This is a genomic window from Psychrobacter sp. LFX-11D (genome assembly GCF_904846475.1).
Lineage (GTDB): Bacteria > Pseudomonadota > Gammaproteobacteria > Pseudomonadales > Moraxellaceae > Psychrobacter > Psychrobacter cryohalolentis.
Window position 1 is genome coordinate 128,748 of sequence record NZ_CAJHAV010000009.1, and the last position, 18,835, is coordinate 147,582.

16 protein-coding genes are annotated in these 18,835 nt (G+C 41.8%); 6 read left to right on the top strand and 10 right to left on the bottom strand.

Going from position 1 to position 18,835, the window contains the following annotated elements; translation table 11 throughout:
- Positions 1 to 78: 78 nt before the first annotated feature.
- The 3 genes from JMX75_RS08465 to argS all read right to left on the bottom strand — a co-directional run bounded on the left by JMX75_RS08465 (position 79) and on the right by argS (position 4,005).
- Complete coding sequence (locus JMX75_RS08465) at positions 79 to 1,173, bottom strand: PTS transporter subunit IIC (RefSeq protein WP_201531988.1); 1,095 nt, start codon at positions 1,171 to 1,173, stop codon at positions 79 to 81.
- Between the two features lie 144 nt (positions 1,174 to 1,317).
- Positions 1,318 to 2,109 carry an SPOR domain-containing protein gene (locus tag JMX75_RS08470; protein ID WP_020444357.1) on the bottom strand — a complete coding sequence of 264 codons (792 nt, stop codon included), beginning with the start codon at positions 2,107 to 2,109 and terminating at the stop codon, positions 1,318 to 1,320.
- A gap of 66 nt (positions 2,110 to 2,175) precedes the next feature.
- Positions 2,176 to 4,005 carry an arginine--tRNA ligase gene (gene argS / locus JMX75_RS08475; protein WP_201531989.1) on the bottom strand — a complete coding sequence of 610 codons (1,830 nt, stop codon included), beginning with the start codon at positions 4,003 to 4,005 and terminating at the stop codon, positions 2,176 to 2,178.
- Between the two features lie 415 nt (positions 4,006 to 4,420).
- Here argS and JMX75_RS08480 point away from each other — a divergent pair, with 415 nt between their 5' ends.
- Positions 4,421 to 4,639 carry a DUF2788 domain-containing protein gene (locus JMX75_RS08480; protein ID WP_020444359.1) on the top strand — a complete coding sequence of 73 codons (219 nt, stop codon included), beginning with the start codon at positions 4,421 to 4,423 and terminating at the stop codon, positions 4,637 to 4,639.
- A 43-nt stretch (positions 4,640 to 4,682) separates the two neighbouring features.
- Here JMX75_RS08480 and cmoB read toward each other — a convergent pair whose 3' ends face one another.
- Positions 4,683 to 5,774, bottom strand: coding sequence for a tRNA 5-methoxyuridine(34)/uridine 5-oxyacetic acid(34) synthase CmoB (gene cmoB, locus JMX75_RS08485; RefSeq protein ID WP_201531990.1), 1,092 nt, complete (start codon positions 5,772 to 5,774; stop codon positions 4,683 to 4,685).
- Between the two features lie 60 nt (positions 5,775 to 5,834).
- Positions 5,835 to 6,623 carry a carboxy-S-adenosyl-L-methionine synthase CmoA gene (gene cmoA / locus JMX75_RS08490; RefSeq protein ID WP_201531991.1) on the bottom strand — a complete coding sequence of 263 codons (789 nt, stop codon included), beginning with the start codon at positions 6,621 to 6,623 and terminating at the stop codon, positions 5,835 to 5,837.
- A gap of 232 nt (positions 6,624 to 6,855) precedes the next feature.
- Between cmoA and msrA the strand changes: the two genes are divergently transcribed.
- From msrA to JMX75_RS08510, 4 genes are all read left to right on the top strand, one after another.
- Positions 6,856 to 7,377 (top strand): peptide-methionine (S)-S-oxide reductase MsrA, encoded by a 522-nt coding sequence (msrA, locus tag JMX75_RS08495; protein ID WP_201531992.1) that lies wholly within the window; start codon positions 6,856 to 6,858, stop codon positions 7,375 to 7,377.
- A gap of 214 nt (positions 7,378 to 7,591) precedes the next feature.
- Positions 7,592 to 8,251: a thiopurine S-methyltransferase gene (tmpT, locus tag JMX75_RS08500; RefSeq protein WP_201531993.1), complete on the top strand. Its 660-nt coding sequence runs from the start codon at positions 7,592 to 7,594 to the stop codon at positions 8,249 to 8,251.
- A 12-nt stretch (positions 8,252 to 8,263) separates the two neighbouring features.
- A complete protein-coding gene (locus JMX75_RS08505) occupies positions 8,264 to 8,977 on the top strand; it encodes a DUF1499 domain-containing protein (protein WP_201531994.1) in 714 nt (237 codons plus the stop codon).
- Positions 8,978 to 9,243: 266 nt separating this feature from the next.
- Positions 9,244 to 10,716 (top strand): lytic murein transglycosylase, encoded by a 1,473-nt coding sequence (locus tag JMX75_RS08510; protein WP_181210872.1) that lies wholly within the window; start codon positions 9,244 to 9,246, stop codon positions 10,714 to 10,716.
- 129 nt (positions 10,717 to 10,845) lie between these two features.
- On the opposite strand, the gene JMX75_RS08515 is transcribed toward JMX75_RS08510, so the two are convergent.
- The 4 genes from JMX75_RS08515 to JMX75_RS08530 form a co-directional block, all read right to left on the bottom strand.
- On the bottom strand, positions 10,846 to 11,145 hold the full coding sequence (locus JMX75_RS08515) for a hypothetical protein (RefSeq protein ID WP_011514557.1): 300 nt from the start codon (positions 11,143 to 11,145) through the stop codon (positions 10,846 to 10,848).
- Positions 11,146 to 11,350: 205 nt separating this feature from the next.
- Entirely contained in the window at positions 11,351 to 12,379 is a 1,029-nt protein-coding gene (locus JMX75_RS08520) for a DUF4062 domain-containing protein (protein ID WP_227673150.1), read from the bottom strand.
- 201 nt (positions 12,380 to 12,580) lie between these two features.
- Entirely contained in the window at positions 12,581 to 13,582 is a 1,002-nt protein-coding gene (murI, locus tag JMX75_RS08525; RefSeq protein WP_201531996.1) for a glutamate racemase, read from the bottom strand.
- A gap of 171 nt (positions 13,583 to 13,753) precedes the next feature.
- Positions 13,754 to 14,509, bottom strand: a complete 756-nt coding sequence (locus JMX75_RS08530) for a DUF1285 domain-containing protein (RefSeq protein ID WP_201531997.1) — start codon at positions 14,507 to 14,509, stop codon at positions 13,754 to 13,756.
- 639 nt (positions 14,510 to 15,148) lie between these two features.
- Here JMX75_RS08530 and JMX75_RS08535 point away from each other — a divergent pair.
- Positions 15,149 to 16,786, top strand: a complete 1,638-nt coding sequence (locus tag JMX75_RS08535; RefSeq protein ID WP_201531998.1) for an electron transfer flavoprotein-ubiquinone oxidoreductase — start codon at positions 15,149 to 15,151, stop codon at positions 16,784 to 16,786.
- Positions 16,787 to 16,906: 120 nt separating this feature from the next.
- On the opposite strand, the gene JMX75_RS08540 is transcribed toward JMX75_RS08535, so the two are convergent.
- Positions 16,907 to 18,403, bottom strand: coding sequence for an alanine/glycine:cation symporter family protein (locus JMX75_RS08540; RefSeq protein WP_011514562.1), 1,497 nt, complete (start codon positions 18,401 to 18,403; stop codon positions 16,907 to 16,909).
- Between the last annotated feature and the right edge of the window lie 432 nt (positions 18,404 to 18,835).

Consider the following 18,835-nt stretch of genomic DNA (forward strand, 5'->3'; position numbering starts at 1 on the left):
ATAACTGGGCTTTTTGATTTTCCTGAGTTCTCCTTAAATCTTACTTTTTAAGGAATGCTTTTTATTTTTTAATGAATGTTAAGGCAGTTTCATATCGCCATCGACCAACCAACCAAATCGGCGCATCATATAAGCCACAACGCCAGCAATCACAGCGGGCAATATAAACATCAATAAAATAATCGCCGTCCATAATTGACCAGTACTCATAATATCTTGTGACGCTTCAATCACGCCAAATACGCCAACCAGTCCTGCGGTTCCCATACCTGCGCCTGTAGCCGTACATGCTAGCTCAAAGCCGACGGTCGCTATCGGACCGACGATAGCACTTGCTATAACAGCTGGTAATAGAATAATGGGTTTTCTGAGCACATTAGGGATTTGTAACATGCTAGTGCCCAAACCCTGAGAAACCACCCCACTTATGCCATTGTCCTTAAAACTGGCGACGGCAAAGCCAATCATATGGGCCGCACATCCGACGACTGCCGCCCCACCTGCAACTCCGCCAAGTCCAATAGTAATACAAATCGCCGCACTCGATGTCGGCATCGTTAGCAATATACCAACCACGACAGCAATCACGATTCCCATTAATAACGGTTGTAATGTGGTTGCCGCTTGAATCCCTTGACCAATGGCATTGACCGCAGCAACAACAGGAGGATTGAGCAGCGCACATACGGCTAATGCCACCGCGCAGACCAGTAAAGGTACCAGTAGAATATCGAGCTTGGTCTTGCCTGCAACCCATGTACCAGCGCGATAAGCAAAAACTGACGCCAAATATGCACCGATTGGATTACCCGGTAGCGCAGCAAAGGTTGCCGGACCTGCGTCTTGAGCAATAAATAGATTACCTGCCATTAATGCTTCAGAGTGAGCGCCCAACATACCAGCGACCAAGCAGCTAAGCATTACCAAAGTTGGCGCTTTTAGATAATAAGCAATGCCGACACCGATGCCCGCGCCCATTAACACAGATGCCAATTTTCCGACCGCAATCAGTGTTGGAAGATTTAGCCAGCCACCGATTTGCGAGATGATAAGACCCGCTATTAAGGTGACAAAAAGCCCCAAAGCCATACCAGTAAATGCATCGATAAAGTATTTTTGAAAAAATGCTTTAAAATGACTGTGCGTGGTTACTGCTGAATTAGATACCGTCATAGCGATACTCTCGGTTAGTGTGGCAATAAAAAATTTCAATATGGTGGATTAAGTTTAAAAAAATACGCCGCTATTAGCAAAAAAAACGTATAAAAAAAGCGCCACTGTGACGCTTTTTTTCTAAACAATCAAACCAATTTAAAACTAACGACGTTGTTCAACGATAATAGAATCAATCCCGTTATTTTGCAGGCGCTGCTGAGCAGTAGCAACGGCTTGACGACTATTCATTGGGCGTGAGATCACCTGATAGATAGGCAAGCCATTACCAGTAGTGTTTTTAACGACTTTCGCATCAACACCTGCCATCAGTACTTGCGCACGGCGACGGTCGGCTTCATCAGCATCACCAAAACTGTTAATTTGTAAGATATACGTAGCAGCAGGCTTAGCAGCTTGAATGCTTGCATTGCCAGCATTGGGTTTGTTTGCATTAGTACCCGGATTGCTTGTCGCTGGCGTACCATCGTAGGTCGCATCTTCTTCAATAATAACGATATCATCATTACCAGTAGCTGCGCCAGCATTTGGCGCACTGGTTGTACCTTCAGAAATACTACCCGTACCATCATTAGCACTAGGCACATTACTGTCAGTTTGATTGACTATCACATCCGGTTCAAAATCTATGATTTCACCCAGCTGGTCATTGTCGGTCTTGTCAAATTCTTCATCAGGGACGGTTGCCATTTCTTGATTGGGTAAAATATCATAGAATTCATAATCACCATTGTCGGCATCCGGATCCACTCGTTGCTGTATTTGCTTATTAGGATCTCCAGCCGTATCAGCGGGGCTAAAATTAAACCATGGTGACAGATATAAGAATACCCCGATCATCAGCGTCAACACTGCACCAACAAACATCCATAATAAGCCTGACGCACTACTTGTTTTGCGCTTTTCAGTGGCACCTCTTGGTTTTTTGGCTAACATGGATCGCATTCTCCCTACTGAATCTATCTGTCATTATTGAATTATTACTATCAGTTGCCAGCTTTATTACATGCTAGACGGTGCAGACAGCCCTAATAAACCAAGCCCGTTACTGATAACTTGGCGTACTGCTTTAGATAAGCGTAAACGAGCTTGCATCATCGCCATCTCATCGGCGCTTGGTGTCTCACCTGAAGTCAGGCTCACAGGCAGAATACGATTGCTATCGTACCAACCATGGAATAACGCTGCCAACTCTTTAAGGTAATTAGTCAAGATGTGCGGCTCATAACCTGTCGCTGAGCGCATCAAGGTAGCAGGATAAGCGGCAAGCAGCTTAATCAACTCCTCTTCACTTGGTGCAACAAGTAATTCTTGCTGCGCCGCACCTATCGCATCATCCACACTTAAACCACTGGTTTCTAGTTTTTCTAACACACGGCAAACGCGGGCATGTGCATATTGAATGTAATAAACTAAGTTGTCTTTACTTTGCGATTTGGCAAGCTCCAAGTCAAAATCAACATGTACTTCGGGCTTACGCGCGACGTAATAAAAACGCGCTGCATCGTTGCCAACTTCGTGACGTAGCTCACGTAAGGTCACAAATTTACCAGAGCGTGATGACATTTGTACTTTTTCATTACCGCGCCATAATGCGACAAACTGCACCAACACCACATCTAAACGGTCGGCATCGATACCAAGCGCCAATAAAGCCGCTTTTACGCGCGGTACATAACCATGGTGGTCTGCACCCCAAACGTTCACGACTTTGTCGAAACCGCGATCGAATTTATTTTTATGATAGGCGATATCAGAGGCAAAGTAGGTGCTTTGCCCATTAGCGCGGCGTACGACACGGTCTTTTTCATCACCAAAGTCCGTCGATTTAAACCAGATATTGCCGTCTTTTTCGTAGAGATAGCCTTTGTCTTCTAAAATCTGTAAGACTGGTTCAATCTCACTATCAATTGATCTTTCGCTAAACCAGCATTCATAACTCACACCGAAGTCATTTAGATCGTCTTTGATATCAGCCAAAATACTGCTTAATGCTGCATTTAGAAACAGCTCATAACCATTACCAAGTAAAGCTTTACTATTGGCAATTAGACCATCGATATGGGCTTCTTTATCACCTGATAGCAGTACTTTTTCGCCATCGGCATTTATTTCGAACTGCGCATCTTCTGGCACGTTCTCGGCAATATCTGCGAAACGATGTACGTAGGTATCAGCATGCTGCGTCTTTAATGTCTGAGCAATATCACTGACATAGTCGCCTTGATAGCCGTTGACGGGGAAGGTGACCGTCTCACCATTGGTTTCTAGATAGCGCAAATAAGTACTGGTCGCTAAGATATCCATCTGGCGACCGGCATCATTGACATAGTACTCACGCGTGACATCATAGCCAATCGCCTCAAGCAAGTTTGATACGCTCATACCAAATGCAGCGCCGCGACCGTGACCAACGTGTAAGCTAGAAGTTGGGTTAGCAGAGACAAATTCGACCTGTATTTTTTGTCCGTCAAACTGCTTGCTTAAGCCAAAGCCATTTTGCAAATTGAAGATATCATCTAACACGGCAAACTTAGCTTCAGTATTCAAAAATACATTAATAAACCCTGGACCCGCGATTTCTATTTGGCGGATATCTTGATTCTCAGGCAATGCATTAACGATTTTTTCAGCCACTTGGCGCGGATTGGCTTTGGCAGCTTTGGCAGCAGTCAGGGCAATATTGCTGGCAAAATCACCATGGCTGGTATCCTTAGTACGCGTAATTTGGCTATTATTTTGCCAATCAGCCGGTAATTCGCCGTCATTTTTTAGGACTGCAATCGCACTGTCAAACAGTGAGGTAAGCGTATCGATTTGGGCTTGTGACATAGGACTATAAACTCGGATAAATAAACAATAAAAGTGGTGGAATATAAAATACGATAAAAAGATAAGTAACCTGCAAATATAACAACCTTTACCTGTTATTGCACTATTTGGACTAAAAATAGCGATAAAATACTATTTATAGCAAGGTGCTGGGGTTTATTCGACGTTTAAGGGTTATTATAATTGGCAGAGGGCTTATAGGTCAGAGTTATTGTAGCGTTCCTGTTTCCCAAGGTTGATGAAACATTCATACCTAGCCTATTCCACGTTATAATAACGCCATTTATTGGCTACTTTCTCTAGATATCGTGACGCTTAAATATTTATTCAACTATTTGTAAGTATTTCATTAAAAAGCAATAAAGTAACGAACAGAGAACGTAGTACTTTATGACTTTATATATAGGATAAAATTATGTTTGCCATTGCTGCCAGTACCGTTACCAGTTGGGGGCTTTACATCTTATTGCCCATTTTTATTGCCTTTTTATTCTTTATCATTTGGGACTTATCAAAACAGTCTGGTGCTGGTCGCGCTGGTACATTTTGGATGTTTTTGGCACTTGGTGCTGGTTTTATCGGTTTTATCTTAAAAATATTGTTAGAAATGGCGTTTACAAGGTGGTTTATCTAAAAAGCATTGAAAATTTACTGCTTTGCCAATTATTTTTTTGCAATCATTTCTTGGCAATTAGAGTAGCACGCATCGGCGCAGGATAGCCTTCAAGAGTTTTGCTAGAATCATTAGGATCTAAAAAATCTGCTAACGAATGATAGGTCATCCATTCCGTTTTACGCTGTTCTTCCGTCGAGGTGACTGCCACATCGACGCAGCGCACCTCAGTAAAACCAGCTTTCTCTAACCAGCCTATTAATGCGGCAACCGAAGGTAAAAAGTACACATTATTCATTTGAGCATAGCGGTCATGCGGTACCAGTACCGTATTGGCATCGCCTTCTATTACCAAAGTTTCAAGTACCAGCTCACCGCCTTTGACCAACTGTCCTTTGAGCTGTTGCAAGTGTTCAAACGGCGATTGGCGATGATAGAGCACACCCATGCTAAACACGGTATCAAACAGCTGGCTATTATCCGGTAATGCTTCAAGCGGCACTGGAATATAATGAGTTCGATAACGCCCTGTACCATGAACATGAGTATGAGCATCGGCGCTACCTACAAAATGCCGAATCGCCATAAACTGATGATAAAACAAGCACGATGGGTCAATGATGATGACCGTATCGGCGCCTGCTCCTGCCATACGCCAACCATGATAACCAGAACCACCACCAACATCTAAGATGCGACGACCTTTTAAAGGACTCAAATGCGGTGCGACTCGTTGCCATTTCCAATCACTGTGCCATTCGGTATCAATCAATATTGGCGCATTGGTATCGTTGTCATCTTTAGTATGAACAGTTTGACGACTACTGATCTGACCACCAATTTGAAAAGGCCCTTTGCGCCACGGCATCAGCTGCTTTAATAATGCCATTGTTTGTTTGCGCTGAGACTCACTAAGATTTGCCTCAATCGTCAAGACATCACTGTTCAGATCGACATGATTGACTGTTATATTTGGTAAACGCGCAACCGATGCTTGATAGGCAGGCGCATGCGCGTAATTGGCTTTGTCCTTGATATCATTTAACCATGTTGGCAAGCGCGTAAGCCACTCATAAGCATTTGGCTGCTGTTGCGCTAGTTCTAGCAGGGTTAAATACAGTTCACGTTCGGCGTGGGTAATAGTGTCGTTAAGCATAAAAGCGGATTACTCTGTTGATCAAAAGATAGGATAAAAAGGGTTCTAACAATGTAGCCGTTATTTAAACGCCACAATAGAGACGAAGTTTAAAAACTGAAACCACGTGAGATGACGCTGAAAGCCAACATCACTCAATCGTGCGTGATGCTCATCTAAAGTATCCGTAATAAGGACGTTTTCTAGTGCATTTCGTTTGCCGCTGATTTCCATCTCGGTATAGCCGTTGGCACGTTTAAAATCGTAATAACGTTCAACCAACCACGCATCATACTGCTCATCAAAAGCATGAGTCTTTTCGGTCAATACCAATATACCCCCTTCGCTGAGTGCCGCATAAATCTTTTCTAACACCGCCACTCTATCGGCAGCCGGTAAAAACTGTAAGGTTAAATTCAAAATCACCATATCACATGGCTCAAGCTCAATATCGCGAATATCCGCAGTGATGACCTCTATGTCATGCTCAGGATAATTATCATTCAGTAAAGTAGTCGCTTCAGTGGTCATCGCAGGTGAAATATCAATTGCTTTAATTTGCAAATCTTGTGGCTCAAACTCGCCAGCCAACGTCATACTTGCGGCACCCAATGAGCAGCCTAAATCATAAATACGGCTCACACGTTGTCCATTATTGCCTTGCTGACGATATTTACAATGACGACGGGCAAATATGGGTAACATCGCCAATACCTGACCATAACCGGGAACACTGCGTCGAATCATATCCGGAAAACAAGCCACCACTTGCTCATCAAATGAAAAGCGCGCTGCTTTATCTAGTGGCGTGGTGAATAAGGTGTCATGTTTAACAGTGGTAGGCTGAGATTGGCTCATAATGTGACTCATTCTTTGGTAATTAAACTAAACTTTAACGTGTGTAATCATCTTGACCGACACTATCAATAAGAAGCAGCTGATAATAACGAGCTTTTTAACGTAGCAAAAGCCCATTATAACATTACTATTTGTTACTTATCGCAGGCAACTGCACTGTTAAGCTAAATGTATATCGCCAAGCAAAATAGATTTGTAAAACATGCTTGGCTCATATTTTATAATGATAAGAATAGGAAGAATTATGCAAACCATTATATTAGGCGGTGGCTGTTTTTGGTGCACCGAATCAGTATTTTTATCTGTAAAAGGCGTACAGTCTGTAATATCAGGTTATATGGGCGGCGATGCGGTATCAGCCAATTATGAAGCAGTCTGCGGTGGGGATACTGGTCACGTTGAAGTGATTAAAGTCGAATTTGACGAATCGATTGTCCCATTAGAAGTGATACTTGATGTCTTCTTTGCCACTCATGATCCCACCACAATGGATCGTCAGGGTAATGATGTAGGTAGCCAATATCGTAGCGTCGTGTTCTACACTGATGAAACGCAAAAACCGACCATCGATCGTACCATTAACAAGCTGCGTGACATGGGTATAAATGTGGTGACCGAAGTACATCCTGCGGTTGAATTTTATCAAGCAGAAGAGACACATCAAGACTTTTTTAATCGCAACCCAGGACAGGCTTACTGTAACTTCGCCATACCACCAAAACTTGCCAAACTGCGTAAAGAATTCAGTCAATATATGGTGAGCTAAATATTATCTTCTGATTACAGAGTTTTTGAATTCAATGCCCAGCTTTTAATCTCGTAAAAGCCAAATACTTATAATATAAGTATTTGGCTTTTTTAATTTCTGATAATTTTATTGGAGTTAATGACTTTGACAATATTATGCGACAAGTTATGATAATGCATCGACTGTAAAAAATAACTGATAATAGAAATTCTTATAACTGAAGGCTAAAGCAATGAATCCAGAATTTTGGCAGGCTCGCTGGAAGGAAAAACGCATCGGCTTTAATCAGCCTAAAGTGAATCCTTTGTTGATTAAATACTTTTCAGATTTACAAATGGCCATCGGAAGCCGTATATTCATCCCTTTATGCGGCAAATCTATTGATATGATTTGGCTAGCCAATCAAGGTTTTGATATGGTCGGCGTGGAATTGGTTGAGTCAGCGGTACAGGAATTTTTTACTGAAAATAATATCTCTTACACGATAAAAGCGCATGATAAAAATTCAAATATTAAATGCTATCAAGGGCAGTTATCAGGACAAATAATAGCGTTATGGGTTGCAGATATATTTATGCTAAGTACCAATGATGTTGGTCGCGTTGATGCGGTCTACGATCGAGCAGCATTAATTGCGATGCCAGCAGAGTTGCGCCCGCAATATAGCCAGCAAGTCATCGACCTCAGTCAAAACGCTCCTCAGTTATTACTGACACTCAATTACGACCAAAATGAGCGAGCAGGACCGCCCTTTTCAATCAGTCATGAGCAAATCCAGCAGTACTATAGCGCTCACTATCAAATTCAAGAGCTTGAGGGCAAACCATCGACTTTGAACGCTGCACCTGAGATGGCGGTGACAGAGCATGTTTGGTTATTAAATCAACCATAAGCGAGAAATCTAATGAAAATTTTAGTGAGTTTCGTAAGTCTCATTGCTTTCTTATTAGTCGTATTGACAGGCCCTCTTTATAAGTATGACATCATTGAATTAGGTACGGTGTTTACAGGATTTAAATATGGCATATTGACTGCTGTTGCAGCGCTTGTGTTGCTCGTATTACAAGTTATATTTAAGCGAAATACACTAACGCTTGCCAATGTGATAGTCACCATTGCGTTATCCGCCGTTGCTATCGGATTACCACTTAGTATGCTGAGTAAGAGCAAAAGTGTAGCGCCTATTCATGATATTTCAACTGACTTAGTCAACCCACCTGAGTTTGTCGCTATTGCTCCGCTACGGGCTGACGCACTCAATCCAGTCGCTTATGCTGGTGAAGCAACTGCCGAGCAACAACGTCAAGGCTATCCGGAACTAAAAACGCTAGTCTATTCACAATCAAAAGCTGAATTGGTGAACGCTACCGAACAAGTTGCTAAAAATTTAGGTTGGGAGCTTGTCAATATCGATGCTAATAAAGGTATTGTTGAAGCAACAGATACTACGGCGTGGTTTGGTTTTAAAGATGATGTCGTTGTACGTATCAATGATAATGGTAGCGAGCGTCTGGTTGATATCCGTAGTAAATCGCGGGTTGGCGGTAGCGATTTGGGTAAAAACGCAGCACGTATTCATGATTTTATTGAGGAGTTGGATATCATATTAGCGAAATAGCTTTGTAAAACACCTGTAAAATTAATCACCCACATTAAAACCAAAGACTTTCCTAAAATTATGTAATGCTATATTTTTCTAAAACCCTATCCTAACCTCACGCCAACGTCAGCTTATAGTAACCGAGTGCTACGATACCTTTTCTTTACTATTGAGATTGGTTACTCTAAGTAAAATCGACTTTTCATCGCTTTGTTTTACTTTCTAATAACTAATTTCTAGTAACTGTTTTTTAACAGCTACTTCGACGCTTATAGGATATTTTTATGCGCTTGAATCACTTATCCACCTTATCTTTATTGACGGCAGCGATTGGCTTAAGTCTTGCCAGCACCGCTCAAGCTGCCAAGCCAGACGCCCCAAACTTGTCTAATGCTCAGTTTCAGCAGTGTCTAGATGGTCTAAAAAACTCTAGCAAATTTCGTGATGTTGATAGCTATACCTTTAATAACTATCGTCCCAGTGAGCCTGACCCTAGTGTTATTCAATCGCTAAACTATCAACCTGAATTTCAAAAAGACGTTTGGGATTATTTGTCATCACTTGTTGATACCGAACGCGTAGAAGATGGTATCCGTGCCAAGCGTCAATGGGCGGATACGTTACGTAAAATTGAATCGCGCTATGGCGTTAAAGCCGAGCACGTATTAGGCGTTTGGGGCGTAGAGTCTAACTTTGGGCAGACATTGGGCAAAAAACCTTTGTTTGAATCTTTAGCGACCCTATCTTGCTTTGATCGCCGCCAAAGCTATTTTCAAGGCGAATATGCCAATGCACTAAAAATTGTACAAAACGGTGATATTGCGCCAAGCGATATGACAGGTTCATGGGCAGGCGCGTTTGGTCAGACGCAGTTTATGCCAAGTACATTTTTAGAGTTGGCAGTCGACTTCGATGGCGATGGTCGCCGTGACTTAGTCAATAGCGTCCCCGATGCCCTTGCCTCTACGGCAAACTTCTTAGATAAACGTGGCTACCGTTCAGGCGAAGCATGGGGTTATGAGGTAAAACTGCCAAGTGGATTTTGGGCAGCGTCCAACCGTAAAGATAAAAAATCAATGAGCCACTGGCGCAATCAAGGTTTAACCCTTGCTAACGGCAGCCCACTGCCTTCTGACTTGAGTAGTGCTGGATTATTATTACCAGCAGGTCCTGACGGCCCTGCATTCTTAGTCGGTAAAAACTTTGATACATTCTATTCTTATAATGCCTCAGAAAGCTATGCACTGGCGATTGCCCATTTATCAGATTTGATTACTCGCGAGAGTAGCAGTAAAACTGACTTTATCACAGCATGGCCAACTGACGATCCTGGTATAGGTCGCCAAGAATCCAGAGCGATTCAGCAAGCATTATTAAATGCAGGATATGATATCGGCGCCGTCGATGGCATTATCGGTGATAATACTCGTACCGCCATTCAGCAGTACCAGTCTAGCCGTGGCATTTTTCCAGCTGATGGACGTGCAGGGCAGAAATTCTATCGTGCCATCGTTGGTAATACGGCGCCTAATACTTCGCAATACGGCAATCAGTATAACCAGCCAACAAACAGTCGTCCTTTAAACCCCGCGTCTGCTGATCGTATGGGACAATTGATTCAACAGCAAAATACCGCACCTAATAGCTACTCGCAGCCTACAGCGATCAGCCCATCAAACTCAAGTACAACGCGATATCGCCGTGTAACGGGTGCTGATGGTACTATAAAACTGGTACGTATTGATGAAGGCTCTTGATTAGGTAATGTCTTTTAAGTATTAATAAAAATAAAAAGCCACGCTAATTAGCGTGGCTTTTTTATAATGTCAGTTCTGACACTCTTTATGACTTGACACAGTTTATATGATATATCTAATTTTCGAACGTTAAACGATAGGCGGTGGATTCGGCTTACCATTGTCACCATCCCAGTTTTCACGAGCTTTATCATCTAAATCTGCCGGCGTCTTAGGCTCCCATTTGCCATTTTCTTTCCACGTGGCATCACCCCAATCTGCATCCTCTTCCTTTCTATCCAATTCCTTATATACTTTGGTCGGATCGATACCGCGGCGCTTCATATCTGCTACTTGCTCTTCTAACGTATGAAACTGACTTGCCTCATGCATGGTTTGCTCTAAGCTATCCAACTCACTTTTTAACGCGTCATTTTTAGCATTACTCATTATTGGTTCTCCTTAATTGCTCAGTATTATTATGTGTTCATCCTGATCATTATTACGAGTATCAAAGGGATTCACAACGAGTACCACGTATACTTTGTATTACAAAACGTAGCCATCAGCAAAAAACGTGTTAGTCAATCATGATTTGTATGAGGTTCTAAGATTGGTAGCAACGATAATGACTGATAATAGCGAAGGCGATAATTTAGCTAGTGGCAGTTGATATAGCAGGATTTTCTATCGATGGCTTTTTTGCATCAAGTAAACTTTTTGCATAAAAAGTCAGCTTCCAAAGCTCCTGTGTGACCCGTGTTCCATAGGTAGTTAGCTGTATCCAATTAGCCGCAACCAATTGCCGCTGTAGATGATTGAGATCGTCTTGAGAGATTTGACAACGTGCCACAGCATGGACATTTGGCATCTCGCGCTTGATATCGATCTCAGCTCGCACAGCGATTAAGCGGTTGATACCACTTTGTAAACCATAGCTTGAAAAGGTAGCCGGCATTTTTATCAGAGTGATTAACACGTCTTGCCACGCTAATACCATAGGTCTTGTAACATCACTCAAATTACCACCTTCATAAGCTTGGGCTTTATAGTGAATCTCAAAGGTATCTGTCAATACGATTGGCTTACTGACATTATCGTCCATACTCTGAGTAGGGGCGACAGTATTCTCTTGCCTTGTCATTCTATTATATGCCAAATTAGCCGCTAGAGTCTCCGATGCCGAAGGTTTGTTAGACTCCATTGCCTCTTCATCAACCCTCACCCATCCAGCACCTATTTGATGACTGGCAACCATTTTATAATAGGCTTGGATAAGCAATTGCTCAATGTCATTTTCTGTCTCGTAATAATAAATCTTATCCGTTTTTGAGGTAACCATACTGGTAAATTCCTGCAACTGCCGACTGATATTGGCACCGGTATGATGTTTTTTTATTAATATTAATAGAGGCTTGAGCTTCGCCTTAGCATTTAGATAGCTCAAATGCATTTGACTGACACCGGTATTTTGCGCAGTACCGTAGCTATCGCCAATGACCATCAAAGCATAGTCACAAGCATCAATACATTGACGCCCATATAACGAGGCCTTGGGTAATTTACTAGAGACATCATAGGTTAAGAAGGCGCGCCCTTGAAAAAATATCGAAATACTATCCAATACCAACAACTGGTGGTTATCAGCACATACAACATGAATATGGTAGCGACGATTTGGCACGATCACCTCTAATCTTAGTTAGCTGGTCAAAAAACGTAAGTTCTCTAAAAATAGCGCAATAATACCCAATTTAAATATTCTTTTTGGCAAATACAAGCCTAGCATACTATTGCTAGAATGCGTTTAATTTATTTCCAATTCCATTAATATACTACGGGATTATAACAGCTGTATCGAGATTAATCCTAGGAGCCCCTAAGCCTAATACTCAAAATGAGGATGGTATTGTAAATGCGTTTGCTCACCAAGTAAGCGTGATAGCAGCAAATCCATCTGTTTATCGTATTTGGTCGCATAAAATATCAACGGTGGCTTAATCGGACTGTCACTCAAACTGGCATCTAAAACACCATTTCTACTTAATCCATCTATAGGCAATGCTGACAAATTATTGACGATCAACAATTGCTTAACGCGCTCCGCAATTGCTTGACCTGAATCAACCACTTGCATTGATAGTCTTTGCGATTCAATTGCTTGCATCACAAAATCTTTAAAGAATGGATAATGTGTACAGCCTAATACCAGCTGGTCTACCCCATCCTTTGCGAACACTTGCAACTGTCCACGAAGATTTTGCGCCGTTTCACTGTTTTCCGGCATACCTGATTCTACCCAAGGCACCAGTTGCGGGTCAAAATATTTGGTCACTCTGGTTGCACTTGGACTGGCTATCGTAGCAATGACATCGTTCAGGAGTTTACCGTTTAGAGTCGCTTTGGTTGCTAGTACCGCCACATGACCACTTTTGCTGGCCAATACCGCAGGTTTCAATGCTGGTACCAAACCCACAATGGGTAGCTGCGGATAATGGCACCTTGCTGTCTGCAACGCATAGGCTGAAGCACTATTACACGCAATGACAATAAGCTTGCAGCCTTGCTGATATAGCCACTCTACTGCCGTCAATGTTAACGTTTTAATATCATCACTATCTCGATTGCCATAGGGTACATTCAGGGTATCAGCATAGTAAATATAACGTTCATTGGGCAGTTGCTGGGCTAAATGTAGATAAACAGACAAGCCACCAATACCGGAATCAAATAAGCCAATGGGCGCGCTACGGTCTGGATCTGCCTTTATCCCTTTATTATAATTGTATATCACACTATCGACCATCGCTTCTGCAGCAGTGTTATTATCAGAAATTATTGAGTAATTATTAACTGTGTTAGTAACAGCACTTGCGGCAACTTTCATATTATTTCACCGCCATTTTGATAAAAATACTGTCATACCGACCCTACTAATAAATTTAACCAATATTACTTTCAATAATAGTCCCATAAATAAAAAGGGCTATAAGATAGATAACAAGATTTGCTCAAGATCAATAGCAATCACTGCCTAATTATAGCTCATTATTGACCGTTAAATAGATGTCATCGTCAATGTATAAGCATGACCGCCACTTTGCAGGGTTAGCGTGGTTTTACCATCTTGCTCTGTCAATTCGCCAATCTCGATTAAATGATAAAATACATTGCGACCAATAAGTGCCGTCAATCCATTTCGAACCAACATATAAGGACGCATTTGTACCTCAGATGTTAGTTGTTGGTTTTCCTCTCCGTGACTATTATGAACAGCATCCATATCATTAGAGTGATCATTTCTATTTTCATTACCCTCCACATTAACAGAGTCATAAGGACGTAAAAAAATAGGATGCTCATCATCTAAGCGTACGACATCACCCGTTGTCGTGGTAAATTCAAGCCAACTATTGGTGTCTTCGTTGACGATACCGACATCATTGATTAGTAGTGGCGCATCTTCCACTTGGATACGCAATTTCTGTACGGGCGTCTTTAGAAAATACTCAGTCACGCCTTCTTTTTCTTCTTTCCATAAGATAGTGGCAAACAGACTGACTAATGACTCTCGGGTCATGTGTCCGCCTTCATGCCACCACTCGCCATTGGCTTTGATGACCAAGTCCATATCATCGATTTGTTCAGGATGCCAATTTTCTAGTGGCGGTATGGCACGTCCTTCACGTGTCCCTGCCGCAGACTTTAAATATTGGCTCAAATTGTCTATAGTATTTAGCTCAGACAGCTTGTCATTAGAGGTTTCAGCATCTTTTACAGTCGTGGCATCGATATCTTTATTATTATCTGTCATCGTACAATCCTTCACGTAGTAATCAAAGTTTGGCAAATCTGTTATTACTATAAATTTTAGTTTCGGGTATGATAAGACAATATCGTCATTGTACCCCCACCGTCTTAATCTTACCTTAACACTGATGTTGTGAAATGCGTATCGTGTTTGTGGGACTTTTCTTTTATAATAAGTAACGATTTTTTATTTGAACTAGTCTGGTGGGCGTTGTACTAACGACACATTTTACGTTATGTTTTGAAGGTTTTTAAAAACACTTTCATCGTAACGTCGTCAACTGATACCGTAAAGACCCTTTTTATCGGGCAGCCATATGTCTGAGTAAAGTTAGCGCCACAAGCCTTATTATTCAATTGTTAAGCTAATGATGCCCTGAGATAAGCCACTACAAGTTTAGGAGTAGGTATGCAAGAGCAAGACAATCAATCGCCAGTTATTGATGGTGATACTGTAAATATCGACACGCCAATCGTGACAGACACAGCAAATTCAGAGCCAGCAGTGGTAACACCAGAAGTGCTCGCTGAAGAAACGCCCGTTATTGTAGATACGCAAGCCGTTGAGCCAGTTGCTGAAACGATCGTTGTCGACAAAGCGCCAGAACCTGTTGCAGCAGAACCTGAAGTAGAACGTGAGTCAATGGAATTTGATGTCATTATCGTTGGTGGTGGACCTGCCGGACTTTCAGCTGCCATCCGTCTACGTCAGCTTGCCATCGCAGCAGGTAACGATGAGTTCATGGTTTGTGTGGTCGAAAAAGGCTCAGAGTTTGGCGCTCATACTCTCTCTGGTGCGGTCATGGAAACACGCGCTTTGGATGAGTTGATTCCAGATTGGAAAGAAAAAGGCGCACCGCTAAACGTTCCTGCAATTGAAGATCGCGTCTATATGCTGGGTTCAGCGACCAAATCTATCAAATTAATGGATTCGGTCATTCCTGCCAGCATGCATAACCAAGGCAACTATATTGTCTCATTAGGCAACGTCGTTCGTTGGTTGGCTCAACAAGCTGAAGAGCTAGAAGTCATGATGTTCCCAGGCTTCCCCGCTGATGAAATCTTATATAATGATGATGGTTCAGTTAAAGGCGTATTGACAGGCGACATGGGTGTGGCTGCCAGTGGCGAAGCGAAACATAGCTTTGAGCCAGGTTATGAGCTGCTTGCTAAATATACTATATTTACCGAAGGTAGCCGTGGTCACTTAGGCAAGCGCTTGATCAGTCGTTTTAATCTTGATAAAGACTGTGACCCCCAACACTATGGTATTGGTCTAAAAGAGCTATGGGATATTGATCCTGCTAAGCATGAAGAAGGTGTGGTCATGCATGGTTCAGGTTGGCCTTTAACTGACACTGGTTCAACTGGAGGCTGGTGGTTGTATTTCGCTGAAAACAATCAAGTAAGCTTTGGTCTTGTTATTGATCTCTCCTATTCTAATCCATATATGTCGCCATTTGATGAGATGCAGCGTCTAAAACTACACCCGCTTATTCGTAATGTTCTAGAAGGCGGTAAACGTATATCTTACGGCGCACGCTCGTTAACTAAAGGCGGTTTAAACTCCTTGCCAAAATTTACCTTCTCAGGTGGTGTATTAGCTGGTGATGACGCAGGTTTCTTAAATCCTGCCAAAATCAAAGGTACTCATACTTCAATGAAGTCAGGGATGCTAGCGGCTGAGGCGATTTTCGAAGCCTTGCAAGAAGGTCGTCAACATGATGAAGTGCTGGCTTATACTACGATGTTTGAAGAGTCTTGGTTGTATAAAGACAACTATGAAGCACGTAACTTTGCTCCTGCTATGCACCGTATGGGTCAATGGATGGGCGGCGCGTTTACCTTTTTAGAGCAAAATCTGATGGGTGGCAAAATGCCTTTGACCATTCATGACAATAAAAAAGATTATGATCAGCTTGAGCGTGCGGCTCATGCCTATCAGCCAACCTATGCAAAACCGGACGGCAAATTGGTATTTGATAAATTATCGTCAGTATTTATCTCAAATACCAACCATACTGAAGATCAACCAGTACATTTAAAATTAACTGATCCAACAGTGCCTGTCACTATCAACTTACCACTCTATGCTGAGCCAGCGCGTTTATACTGCCCAGCTGGTGTTTATGAGATTGTAAAAGACGCGGAAGGTGCTAAATTTGTCATCAATGCACAAAACTGTGTCCATTGCAAAACTTGTGATATCAAAGACCCTTCACAGAACATCACGTGGGTAACGCCAGAAGGCGGCGGCGGTCCTAACTATCCAAATATGTAAATTGTTATTTATATATTTTTTAGATGGTTATTATTTAAAATAAGCTACAAAAAAATCGCTCTCAGAAGGGCGATTTTTTGTTATAGGTATATTTAATCGCTGTATATCTAGGATTTCAGCTTAATCTGTCCACGCATCACGATTGGCTTCATCTTTTAGTTTCACAAAATCATCAGGATTAAACTTGATTTGATCAGCAGTTTTGCCCTCTTTAATCTGACGCTCATAGTCACGTAATATTCTAAGTGCTACTGGCGACAGGATGATAATAGCCACTAAGTTGACCAATGCCATCAGACCCATGGATAAATCGGCAAAGTTCCAAATAGCTGGCAGGCTGGCCACAGCACCGATAAATACCATGCCCAAGACCATAAAGCGGAATATCATAATCATCACTTTGGCATTTTTTTCGCCAGAGATAAATTCAAGATTCGATTCACCATAGCTATAGTTTGCAATGATAGAGGTGAATGAGAAAAAGAAGATGGCAATCGCGACGAAAATTACACCCATATCACCTACATATTGCGACAATGCTAGCTGTGTTAACTGAATACCTTCTTGCTCAACACTAGGATCAACCACGCCAGAGAGAATAATAATTGAAGCTGTCGCTGTACAGATAACTAATGTGTCCAAAAACACACCCAACATTTGCATAAAACCTTGCACTGCCGGATGATCAGGATGGCTTTTTGCAGTCGCTGCGGCATTAGGTGCTGAACCCATACCTGCTTCGTTCGAAAATAGACCACGCTTAATACCATTAATCATCGCTTGCGCAATACCATAACCAATCACACCACCTGCTGCTTGTTCAAAGCCAAATGCTGACTTTACAATCAAAGCAATCGCCGCTGGAAATTCGCTAAAATTGGTCAAGATGACATAGAGTGCCAGCAGAATATAAAGAATCGCCATCACTGGTACAACTTTGCCAGCAATACGGGCAACAGAGCGTAATCCACCAAATACTACTGGTGCGACTAGCACTACTAATATCAAGCCGGTCATCCAAGTTGGAATACCAAACGCCTCATTAGTCGCCTGTGCAATGGTATTGGATTGCACACCATTGAACGCCAAGCCAAAAGCGACCAGCAAACATAGTGAGAAAAATACGGCAAGCCAGCGTTTACCCAAACCCTTTTCGATATAGTAAGCCGGTCCACCGCGGTAGACATTATCGTTATGCGGCACTTTGTATGCTTGCGCAAGGGTTGACTCGATAAAGCTGGTCGACATACCCACAATCGCTGTCATCCACATCCAAAATACAGCACCCGGTCCACCCAAATAGATGGCAATTGCCACCCCTGCTAGATTCCCCGTCCCTACTCGCGCAGCAAGTGATGTCATCAGTGCTTCAAATGAGCTGATACCACCATCTTTACGCCCTTGATTTGATACTCGTAATAACTGCCACATATGACCAAAATGACGAAACTGAATAAAGCGGGTCGCCACGGTAAAATATAGACCTGCACCAATTAAGACGAACATCAGCAGTCCATACCATGGATTGCTGGCAATCAACCAATCATTATTACCCCAAATGATACTCACACCATAGTTTACGATGCTATTAAACCAACCTGCTACGCCTTCGTTCATACTATATCCCCTTCACTAACATTCTATACTTTTAGCATATGTTATAAATTGATGTAACTAATGGCTTTTTATGATGTTTCGTTCTCTCTTTGCTTATTGATCATCATTACCTATTTGAGCAATAAAATGACAAGGAAATCACGTATATCATATGGCGGTATTTTAACTGACTATAGACAATTTAGCTGTTTTTATGCTTTTTTTTAATTATTGATTATTTATAAACTTTTGCTTAGTAATAAGCTAATAGGAATAAAATAATAATTATTATTTATAGTTTATGAAAAAATTTTATACCTAATCAATAGTTATGATATTGAAATTATATTGATGTCATGCTTATTCATAATAAAAATAGTTATTTATATAACCGTTATTTTTAAAATAAATGCCGTTTTTTGGTTTTATCAATTAATCTAACGAATATAACAA